Below are 11,047 nucleotides of genomic sequence, written 5' to 3' on the forward strand. Positions count from 1 at the left end.
AGCCCGATCTGGCTCGCTCTGCTGCTCTGTCTCATGCTGCTCGCCGCCAACGCGCTGACGCTGCATTCCCTCCGCCAGCGAGGCACCACGCGTCAGCGAATAGCCAACGGCTGGGCATTGGCCTGCTATCTCCTGACGAGATCCGGCATCCCGATCACCTCGGCAGGCACCACACGTCAACGCATACGGACTGTTGGCAAGCATCGCCTCGCCGCATCCGGCAATCTCGGCCAATTATTCGAAACCCTTGGTCGACAAGCCGATTACGCCATGTATTCGGGTCGTCCCATCACCGAAGATCAGGCGCACACCTATTGGGCCCAGATCAATCTGCTCCGCAAATCGCTGATGCCTCTGCTGCCACGATCGCAACGATGGCGCATTGCATTGCGTCCCATCCCCCACCAGCTGAGATAGGAACCGAGACAAGAACCGAGATAGGAACTTGAACAACGGGAGGATACGGGCGAATATAACCATAGGCCACCGGCTGAAACGGTCGGTGGCCTATGCGACAGCGTTCGTAGCTTTGCAGCCTAAGCCTGCTGCGTATTACTGCTGATCAGCGTCGGACGAACCATCAGCGCCAGCGTCGCCGGCAGCCGAGGAGCCATCCGCTTCCTGATCCGGTCCCTGGTCAGCCGAACCGGCCGAATCAGTCGAACCGGCGGAGGTATTGGAATCAGCGGCGGAACCCACGCTGAAGTCAGCGCCGAAGCCTCCGGTCAGATCATCATCGTTCAGATGAGCCTGACCACCCTGGTCGTTGAGGAAGTCGTCTGGATTGAAGTCATCCCCGAGCTTCAGCTCGCCGAAGTCCAGGTTGCTGAAGTCCACATCGCCCAGGTCGGCATCGGAGAGATCCACATCGCCGGCCACGTCGTCACCGCCCAGACCGAAGTTCGGGTAAATGGTGTCGCGGATGGCCTTGTCGGGCTCCACAACGGCGTTGCGGTACCGGGCGAGACCGGTACCGGCCGGAATGAGCTTGCCGATGATGACGTTCTCCTTCAGACCCTTCAGGTCATCGACCTTCTGGTTCAGGGCGGCTTCGGTAAGCACGCGGGTGGTCTCCTGGAAGGAGGCGGCGGACAGCCACGAATCGGTGGCCAGCGAGGCCTTGGTGATGCCCATCAGCTCCGGACGGCCGGCGGCGGGCTTGCCGCCGTTCATCACGGCCTCCTTGTTGGCTTCCTTGAAGCGCGCCTGATCCACCAGTTCGCCGGGCAGCAGCTTGGTGTCGCCGGAGTCGATCACGGTGATGCGACGCAGCATCTGGTGCACAATGACCTCGATGTGCTTGTCGTGGATATCCACACCCTGGGAACGGTACACGGTGTGCACTTCGTTCACAATGTTCACCTGGGCGGCGCGCGGTCCAAGAATACGCAGGATCTTCTTGGGGTCGACGGAACCTTCGATGAGCTGACGGCCAACCTCGACATGCTCGCCGTCCTTCACCAGCAGCGGAGCGCGACGGGTCACGGGATAGGTGATCGGCTCAACGCTCTGATCGTCCGGAGTCAGGGTGACCTGACGTCCGCGATCAGTGTCCTCGACCTTCACCACACCCGGGAACTCGGCAATCGGAGCCTCGCCCTTAGGAGTGCGGGCCTCGAACAGCTCCGTCACACGGGGAAGACCCTGGGTGATATCGGAAGCCGAGGCAACACCACCGGAGTGGAAGGAACGCAGCGTCAGCTGGGTGCCGGGCTCGCCGATGGACTGGGCGGCCACAATGCCCACGGCCTCGCCGACGTCCACCAGCTTGTTGGTGGCCAGCGACCAGCCATAGCACTTGGCGCACACACCGCGCTTGGACTCGCAGGTCAGCACCGAACGGCACTTGACTTCCTCAACGCCATGGGCGACGAGGTCGCGCAGCACGTCCATCGACAGGGCGTCGTTGCGCTTGTACAGCACGGTGGTGCCGTCAGCGGGATCGATCACGTCAGCTGCGAGCAGACGGGAGTAAGGACCACCGTCGGCGGCCTTGACGAGCACGAGATTGCCGTTCTCGTCACGTTCGCCCACCCGGATGGTCAGGGAGCGCTTGGTGCCGCAGTCCTCCTCGCGAACGATCACGTCCTGGGACACGTCGACCAGACGACGGGTCAGATAACCGGACTCCGCGGTACGAAGTGCGGTATCCGCCAGACCCTTGCGGGCGCCGTGCTGCGAGATGAAGTACTCCAGCACCGACAGCCCCTCGCGGTAGTTGGACTTCACAGGACGCGGAATGATCTCGCCCTTCGGGTTGGCCACCAGGCCTCGCATACCGGCGATCTGGTTGATCTGCATCATGTTGCCTCGCGCACCGGACTGCACGATGATGGCGAGGTTGTTGGCCTTGTCGAAGTGCTTCTCAACGGCCTGGGAGACATCGTCGGTGCACTTCGTCCACAGGTCGATGAGCTCCTGACGGCGCTCCTCTTCGGTCAGCATACCCATGTCGTAATTGGCGTTGACCTGATCGGCCTGCTTCTCGAACTGGGCGATATACTCCTCGCGCTCCGGAGGCTCGATGACGTCGGAGAAGGCGAAGGACACACCCGACCACGGAGCGCGGGTGAAGCCCAGATCCTTCAGAGCGTCCAGCGATGCGGCGACCTGGGCGGTGGAGTAGCGGGTGGCGATGTCGTCGACGATCTTGGCGAGACGCTTCTTGCCGACCTGCTCGTTGACGAACGGATAGTCAGTCGGCAGGGTCTCGTTGAACAGCACGCGGCCATACGAGGTGGCGAACAGCACGCTGCCGTCGGACAGGCGCTCCTCCTTCACCGTGTCCGGGCTGCCCGGCTCGGGGTCGACGACCTTGAGCTCGCCCGGCTCCCAATCGGCCGGCAGCACGAAATCCTTGGGCAGACGGATCAGCACCTTGGCCTGCATGTCGATGTCGTGGCGGTCGAGCGCCATCTCGGCCTCTTCCAGCGAGCTGAACACACGGCCCTGGCCCTTGGCGCCATCCACCACGGTGGACAGGTAGTACAGACCCAGGATCATATCCTGAGAAGGCATGGTCACGGTGTGGCCGTCGGCGGGCTTCAGAATGTTGTCGGAAGCCATCATCAACGAACGGGCCTCGGCCTGGGCCTCGGCACTCAGCGGCAGGTGGACTGCCATCTGGTCGCCATCGAAGTCGGCGTTGAAGGCGGCGCAGGCCAGAGGCGGCAGGTGGATGGCCTTGCCCTCCACCAGAATCGGCTCGAAGGCCTGAATGCCCAGACGGTGCAGCGTAGGCGCACGGTTGAGCAGCACTGGATGTTCGGAGATGACCTCCTCGAGCACGCCCCACACCTCTGAATCGCCGCGATCCACCAGACGCTTGGCGGACTTCATGTTCTGCGCGTAGTTGAGGTCGACCAGACGCTTGATCACGAAGGGCTTGAACAGCTCCAGGGCCATCGGCTTCGGCAGACCGCACTGGTGCATGCGCAGCGACGGACCGACCACGATTACGGAACGGCCGGAGTAGTCGACTCGCTTGCCGAGCAGGTTCTGGCGGAAGCGGCCCTGCTTGCCCTTGAGCATGTCGGACAGTGACTTCAGCGGGCGGTTGGAGGCGCCGGTGACCGGGCGGCCGCGACGGCCGTTGTCGAACAGGGAGTCGACGGCCTCCTGCAGCATGCGCTTCTCGTTGTTGAGCATGATCTCCGGGGCGCCCAGCTCGATGAGTCGCTTGAGTCGGTTGTTGCGGTTGATCACGCGACGGTACAGGTCGTTGAGGTCGGAGGTGGCGAAGCGGCCGCCATCCAGCTGCACCATCGGGCGCAGATCCGGAGGAATCACCGGAATCACGTCAAGCACCATGGCCTCCGGCTTGTTGCCGGTGGTCAGGAAGGCGTTGACGACCTTCAGACGCTTGAGGGCACGAGCCTTGCGCTGGCCGGAGCCGGTTTCGATCTCCTCGCGCAGCTGCTTGGAGGCGGCCTCGAGGTCGAAGTCCTGCAGGCGCTTCTTGATGGCCTCGGCGCCCATGCAGCCTTCGAAGTAATCGCCGTAGCGATCCTCCATCTCGCGCCACAGATCCACGTCGCCTTCCATGTCGCCGGGCTTGAGGGACTTGAAACGATCCCACACGGCGTTCAGACGCGCGATCTGATCGTCGAAACGCTGGCGGATGGCCGCCATATCGCGCTCGGCGGAGTTGCGCAGCTTGGCGCGGGCCGGGCCCTTGGCCTCGCCGGACTCCTCAAGGGTGGCGAGATCCTCCTCGACCTTCTTGGCGCGCTCTTCGATCTCGTTGTCGCGGCGCTTGGCGAGGTTCTCAACCTCGTGGTCGAATTCCTCCTGCAGATCGGGCAGGTCCTGATGACGCTGCTCCTCATCCACCTTGGTGACCATGTAGGCGGCGAAATAGATGACCTTTTCCAAGTCCTTCGGCGCGATGTCGAGCAGGTATCCCAAACGGGACGGCACACCCTTGAAGAACCAGATGTGGGTCACCGGGGCGGCCAGCTCGATGTGGCCCATGCGCTCACGGCGCACGCGGCTGCGAGTCACCTCGACGCCGCATCGCTCGCACACGATGCCCTTGAAGCGCACGCGCTTGTACTTGCCGCAGGCGCACTCCCAGTCGCGGGTGGGGCCGAAGATCTGCTCGCCGAACAGACCGTCCTTCTCGGGCTTAAGGGTGCGGTAGTTGATGGTTTCCGGCTTCTTGACCTCGCCATGGCTCCAGCCGCGGATATCGTCGGCGGTGGCCAGGCCGATGCGAAGCTTGTCAAATGCGTTGACGTCCAGCACTTATCTGTCCTGTCTTTCGAAAAATCTCTAACGGTTGGTTCAGCGGTATTCGGGTTCCGCGGATGCCTGGTCTTCCTTGGCGGCGGCGTCCGGGCGGGCGCCGATGTTGAAGCCCAGATCGTTGGCGGAGGAAACCGGATCGTCGTCCTCGTCCTTCATGTCGATGGCGACGCCCTCGGCGTTCAGCACCTCGACGTTCAGCGACAGGGACTGCATTTCCTTCAGAAGCACCTTGAACGACTCGGGGATGCCTGCGGGCGGCAGGTTATCGCCCTTGACGATCGCGCCGTACACGCGGACGCGGCCGTCCACGTCATCGGACTTGGTGGTCATCATCTCGTGCAGCGTGTAGGCGGCGCCGTAGGCCTCGAGGGCCCACACCTCCATCTCTCCGAAGCGCTGTCCGCCGAACTGGGCCTTGCCGCCCAGCGGCTGCTGGGTGATCATGGAGTACGGGCCGGTGGAGCGGGCGTGGATCTTGTCGTCCACCAGGTGATGCAGCTTCAGCATGTACATGTAGCCCACGGAGATCGGCTTGCCGAAGGGCTCGCCGGTACGACCGTCGTACAGCACCGTCTTGCCGTCGTCGCCGACGAGCTTGTCGCCATCGCGATTCGGCAGGGTGGACTTGAGCAGGCCGCGGATCACGTCCGGGCGCACGCCGTCGAACACCGGGGTGGCCACCGGGGTGCCCGGCTCGCCCTTCTCGGCACCCTTCGGCACGTACTTCTTCCACTCGGCGTCCAGATCCGGATCCAGCGAGATGTCCCAGCCGGAATGCGCGATCCAGCCGAGGTGCAGCTCCAGCACCTGGCCGAGGTTCATTCGAGACGGCACGCCCAAGGGGTTGAGCATGATGTCGACGGGGGTGCCGTCCGCCAGGAACGGCATGTCCTCCTCGGGCAGGATGCGCGAGATAACGCCCTTGTTGCCGTGACGGCCGGAGAGCTTGTCGCCCTGGGTGATCTTGCGGTGCTGGGCGATGTACACGCGGATAACCTGGTTGACGCCGTTCGGCAGTTCGTCGCCGTCCTCCTCGGCGTCCTCGCGGGTGATTTCCTTGACGGAGATCACGGTGCCGGTCTCGCCGTGCGGCACGCGCAGGGAGGTGTCGCGCACCTCGCGGGACTTTTCCCCGAAGATGGCGCGCAGCAGGCGCTCTTCCGGAGTCAGCTCGGTTTCGCCCTTCGGGGTGACCTTGCCGACCAGGATGTCGCCGGCCTCGACCTCGGCGCCGATGCGGATGATGCCGCGCTCGTCGAGGTTGGACACCGCGTCCTCACCGACATTCGGCAGATCGCGGGTGATTTCCTCGGCACCCAGCTTGGTTTCGCGGGCGTCGATCTCGTACTCCTCGATGTGGATGGAGCTCAGCGTGTCGTCCTGCACCAGACGCTGCGAGATGATCACGGCGTCCTCGTAGTTGTAGCCGTTCCACGGCATGAAGGCGATGAGCAGGTTCTTGCCCAGGGCCATTTCGCCCTTCTGGGTGGCCGGGCCGTCAGCCAGCACGGTGCCCTTCTCCACGCGTTCGCCGTCCTTGATCAGCGGCACCTGGTTGTAGCACGTGGTCTGGTTGGAACGCTGGAACTTGGCCAGCTTGTAGGAGCTGGTGGTGCCGTCGTCGTTCATGGTGCGGATCATGTCGCCGGACACGTAGGTCACGACGCCGTCCTTCTCGGCCAGGATCACGTCGCCGGAATCCACGGCGGCGCGCCACTCGGCGCCGGTGCCGACCAGCGGCAGCTCGGATTCGATCAGCGGGACTGCCTGACGCTGCATGTTGGTGCCCATCAGAGCTCGGTGGCCCTCGTCGTGCTCCAGGAACGGGATCAGCGAAGCGCCCACGGACACCATCTGACGCGGGGAGACGTCCATGTAGTCCACGGAGCTCACCGGCACATCGACGGCCTCGTCCTCGCCCACTCGGGCAAGGGCGGTGGACTCGACGAAGTTGCCGTTCTCGTCCAGCTTCTGGTTGGCCTGGGCGATCACATGGTCAAGATCGCGGTCGGCGGTCATGTACTCGACCTCGTCGGTCACGTGGCCGTTGACGACCTTGCGGTACGGGGTTTCGATGAAGCCGAAGGGGTTGATGCGGCCGAAGGTCGCCAGCGAACCGATCAGACCGATGTTCGGGCCTTCAGGGGATTCGATCGGGCACATGCGGCCGAAGTGGGACGGGTGCACATCGCGCACCTCCATGGAGGCGCGGTCGCGGGACAGGCCGCCGGGGCCCAGGGCCGACAGACGGCGCTTGTTGGTCACGCCGGCCAGCGGGTTGTTCTGGTCCATGAACTGCGACAGCTGGGAGGTGCCGAAGAACTCCTTGATGGTGGCGTTCACCGGGCGGATGTTGATCAGGGACTGCGGGGTGATGGCCTCGGCGTCCTGCGTGGTCATGCGCTCGCGCACCACGCGCTCCATACGGCTCAGGCCGGTGCGCAGCTGATTCTGGATCAGCTCGCCGACCTGGCGGATGCGGCGGTTGCCGAAGTGGTCGATATCGTCCACGTCCACGCGCAGCTCGACGTCCTTGCCATCACGCTTGCCCGGGAAGGTCTTGTCTCCGGCGTGCAGGGTGACCAGGTACTTGATGGTCGCGATGATGTCCTCGCGCTGCAGGGAACGCTCGTTGTAGTCGGCCTCAAGACCGAGCTTGCGGTTGATCTTGTAGCGGCCCACGCGCGCCAGATCGTAGCGCTTGGTGTTGAAGTAGAAGGAATCCAGCAGGTTGCGGCCGGCTTCCGGGGTGGCGGTGTCGGACGGGCGGATCTTGCGGTACAGATCGGTCAGGGCCTCGTCCTGAGTGGCGATGGTCTCCTTCTCGAGCGCGTCGAGCACCAGCGGATAGCCTTGGAACGCCTCGGCGATCTCGGGTTTGGTCATGCCGATGGCCATCAGGAACACGATGGCGGACTGCTTGCGCTTGCGGTCCACGCGCACGCCGAGCACATCGCGCTTGTCGATCTCGAATTCAAGCCATGCGCCGCGGCTCGGAATGATCTTCGCGCCGAAGATTTCCTTGTCGGACGTGCGGTCCTGGCTGCGGTCGAAATACACGCCGGGGGAACGCACAAGCTGCGAGACGATCACTCGCTCGGTGCCGCCGATGATGAAGGTGCCGTGCGCGGTCTGCAGCGGGAAGTCGCCCATGAACACGGTCTGGGACTTGATCTCGCCGGTATCACCGTTTTCGAATTCGGCGTTGACGTACAGCGGCGCGGAATAGGTGTAGTCCTTCTCCTTGCACTCCTGCACGGTGTGGCGCGGCTCCTCGAAGTACGGGTCCGAGAAGGTCAGGGACATGGTCTGGGCGAAGTTCTCGATCGGGGAGATCTCCTCGAAAACCTCGTCAAGGCCGGAAGTGTGGGGAACGGTGTTCGTGCCGTTCTTGAGATCCTCCTCAACGCGCGCCTTCCAGCGTTCGTTGCCGATCAGCCAGTCGAAGCTGTCGGTCTGGACGCCCAGAAGATAGGGCACGTCGATAGGCTCCTTGATGGAACCGAAGTTCACGCGATTCGGCGCCTTATGCAGCTCGATATCATGCTGATCGGCGCGCGCGTAAGTGCTGGTAGCCAAGAGACTTGATCCTTATCACTCGCTAATGCTTGGTGTTTCCCCGGAGCACGCCCGCCAGCCACCATATGCGTATGCGAGCGCTTCCCCTATGAACGCATGCCCGCCATATGACACACTTCATGCAAAGTCAACATTCTAGCACATTCGGCGTGTCGTATCAATTGACGAGACTGCGGGTCAGATGTCGCCGATAAAGTCGGACGAACGCGCCCCGTCTCAGTCCCGTCTCACGCCTACTTCACCTCCACGGTCACCGGATCGCTGACCGCGTTGGGGGCGTTCTTCAGGCTGAGTTTCGCGACATAGGTGCCGCGATCCACCTTCGGCAGCTCGGAATTCTTACGGCATGTGGTGTCGGAGGCGTTGGAGTTCGTGCCCCACACCAGCGTCTGCTTGTCCTGCTTCATCTCGTCGGATTTGCTCATCAGCAGCATGCGCGACTTCACTGCGCAAACGTCGGAACGGTACACGGTCCGGTCACCGCTGGTGATGGTCAGCACGCGGCTGTCGTCCGCGGCGTCGACCAGGCACTGGCCCGCGCCAATATACGAGATCGTGGCCGAGAACTGGACGGATCCGCCCACCGACACGCTCGCCGCAGAGGCCGACAACTGCAATTGCACATCGGATGCGGAACACGATGGCACGCCGGAGGTCTTCTTGGGCGTCGGCACGTCCTGCCGGCTGACCGCGTTGATGTCATCCCGGCGTATCCACGTATCCAGGGCGACGACCCCTCGGCCGATCCCCCAAATTCCCGCGACCGCCAGCGCCAGCGCGGAGAGCAGAGCGATCAGGACGACGATGCGACGGCGGCGATACATCCGCCGTTTCGCCGGGCTCATCCTGCGACGCCGTTTGCGCGCCGCCGCCATCCGGGCCGCAACCGCTCCACCGGCAGTTGTTTTGCGCGCAGTTGCGCCGCGATTGTCGAAGTGATCGCCAGACCTCCTTGATGCGGAGGAACGTTGCGGGGCAGCGAGACGATCACTCGCGGAGGCACGGTTGCCTGCGGAAGAACGTCGGATTGCTTCAGAACGGTTGGAAGTATGCGGGTGACGAGAGCCCGCGGCGCCGCCGCCAGAACCCTGCCGCCCGGTCGCACCGCGATTCATCGCATTCCACTCATTCGTCGCCATATCGTTTCAGTCTAACGCGTTCCGCCGCTCCGCAATGAGCGTACCTGCGCACCAGGTCTCAGCATCCACCCCATTCACACATAGAACCTGACACCAATGGGTTGTTTGCCCATAAAATCTGTCGAAAAAGCGCCAGATTCCATGGGCGAATACATATGCGACTTCTGTCTTACCGAGGCAGAGTCAGCGAACCGTCCGGCCGGATGTCGATCAGGCCGTCCTCGTCCAGGCTGGCGATGCATGCATCCAACTGGCCATGATCGGCCCACAACCGCTCTGTCTCGGCGCGGGATATGCCGCTATGGTCGGACCCGGCCGCGGACGCATTGCGCAACGCCGCAAGCACGATGCCGCGGACCTGACGATCGGTTCCGGCGAATCGCTGGCGAGGCCGGGTGCGTTTGCGGCCCAAGTCCGGGTATCCTGCGGCACGGAACGCGCATTCCCCCGCAATCGGGCACTGTTCGCATACCGGCGTCTGAGCCGTGCATATCACCGCGCCCAGTTCCATCACCGACTGATTCCACACCACCGAGGCCGCGGCATCCCGCGGCAGCACCCGGGTGGCCAACCGCCGATCCTCAGCCGAGGCCGATCCGCCCAGCGACTCCTTGCCCGCCACGGCTCGACCGAGCACGCGGCGAATATTGGTGTCGATCACCGGCACACGCCGACCGAACGCGAAGCTCAGCACCGCCGACGCCGTATAGTCGCCGATCCCCGGCAGATCCACCAATTTGTCGTATTCGCGGGGCAATGCGCCGCCGTATCGATCGACCACCTGCCGCGCGCATTCCTGCAGCCGCAGCGCCCGGCGCGGGTAGCCCAACCGGCCCCACGCGGTGATTACCTCGGCGGTGGATGCACCGGCGAGCGTCGCAGCATCCGGCCACATGCTCATCCACGACCGCCAGTACGGCACCACGCGGCTCATCTGCGTCTGCTGACTCATCACTTCGGAAACCAGTACCCCCCACGCGCCGGTCCGCCCGAACCGCCACGGCAGGTCGCGCGCGTTCGCCTCCCACCACGCGGCGAGGCACAGGCGCAGGCGGTCCTCACGAGTCTCACTGTCGTTCATCGACCCTATTCTTATCACCCGTGACGAACGAAGCAGCAACCACCCCCAATAAACGCTCTCAGAGCGGTTTCCCCCAGAACGATTCTTCCCAGCCTGCCCCGACCGACCCCACCGCGCGGGTCGAGAAGATGTTTGAGTATGGCTATCGCAAATCGAACTACGGCCCCGACGAACTGGTGACCGACGCGCACGGCAATCCGATTTCCGTGGTCGACGCAATGCTGTCGGCGGAAAAGGCCGCGGCAGCCGAAACCGTGACGCCGCATTTGTGCTACTACTCCCCCCGCATTCCGGGCAACACCGGTTCCGCGATCCGCTTGTGCGCGGTGACCGGCACGATTCTGCATCTGGTGGAGCCGTTGGGGTTCAACCTGCGTGACACGAAGTTGCGTCGCGCGGGATTGGATTACCACGATATGGCCCATGTGGTGCTGCACCCGAATTTCGAGAACTTGGTTGAGTCCATGCCGAATTCGCGCATCATCGCGTTCACAGCGCA

5 protein-coding genes and 1 pseudogene are annotated in these 11,047 nt (G+C 63.6%); 2 read left to right on the top strand and 4 right to left on the bottom strand.

The window, feature by feature from the left end:
• Positions 1-417 (top strand): annotated as a pseudogene (locus B2994_RS04030) (hypothetical protein); the annotation flags it as partial.
• Positions 418-552: 135 nt separating this feature from the next.
• On the opposite strand, the gene B2994_RS04035 reads toward B2994_RS04030, so the two are convergent.
• The 4 genes from B2994_RS04035 to B2994_RS04050 form a co-directional block, all read right to left on the bottom strand.
• A complete protein-coding gene (locus B2994_RS04035; protein ID WP_291527096.1) occupies positions 553-4,746 on the bottom strand; it encodes a DNA-directed RNA polymerase subunit beta' in 4,194 nt (1,397 codons plus the stop codon).
• Between the two features lie 39 nt (positions 4,747-4,785).
• Positions 4,786-8,328, bottom strand: a complete 3,543-nt coding sequence (gene rpoB, locus B2994_RS04040; RefSeq protein ID WP_291527097.1) for a DNA-directed RNA polymerase subunit beta — start codon at positions 8,326-8,328, stop codon at positions 4,786-4,788.
• 233 nt (positions 8,329-8,561) lie between these two features.
• The gene (locus tag B2994_RS04045) at positions 8,562-9,173 is read right to left on the bottom strand and encodes a hypothetical protein (protein ID WP_291527098.1); all 612 of its coding nucleotides are present in this window, start codon (positions 9,171-9,173) and stop codon (positions 8,562-8,564) included.
• A 463-nt stretch (positions 9,174-9,636) separates the two neighbouring features.
• A complete protein-coding gene (locus B2994_RS04050) occupies positions 9,637-10,548 on the bottom strand; it encodes an A/G-specific adenine glycosylase (RefSeq protein WP_291527099.1) in 912 nt (303 codons plus the stop codon).
• Positions 10,549-10,676: 128 nt separating this feature from the next.
• Between B2994_RS04050 and B2994_RS04055 the strand changes: the two genes are divergently transcribed.
• A partial coding sequence (locus tag B2994_RS04055; RefSeq protein WP_291527103.1) for a tRNA (cytidine(34)-2'-O)-methyltransferase occupies positions 10,677-11,047 on the top strand: 371 nt, incomplete at its 3' end.

Source organism: Bifidobacterium sp. UBA744 (assembly GCA_002298605.1).
Lineage (GTDB): Bacteria > Actinomycetota > Actinomycetes > Actinomycetales > Bifidobacteriaceae > Bifidobacterium.

Bases quoted from the DNA above. Each gene is read 5' to 3' on its own strand.
- B2994_RS04045 (WP_291527098.1), bottom strand. From the start codon at position 9,173: ATGAGCCCGGCGAAACGGCGGATGTATCGCCGCCGTCGCATCGTCGTC.
- B2994_RS04050 (WP_291527099.1), bottom strand. From the start codon at position 10,548: ATGAACGACAGTGAGACTCGTGAGGACCGCCTGCGCCTGTGCCTCGCC.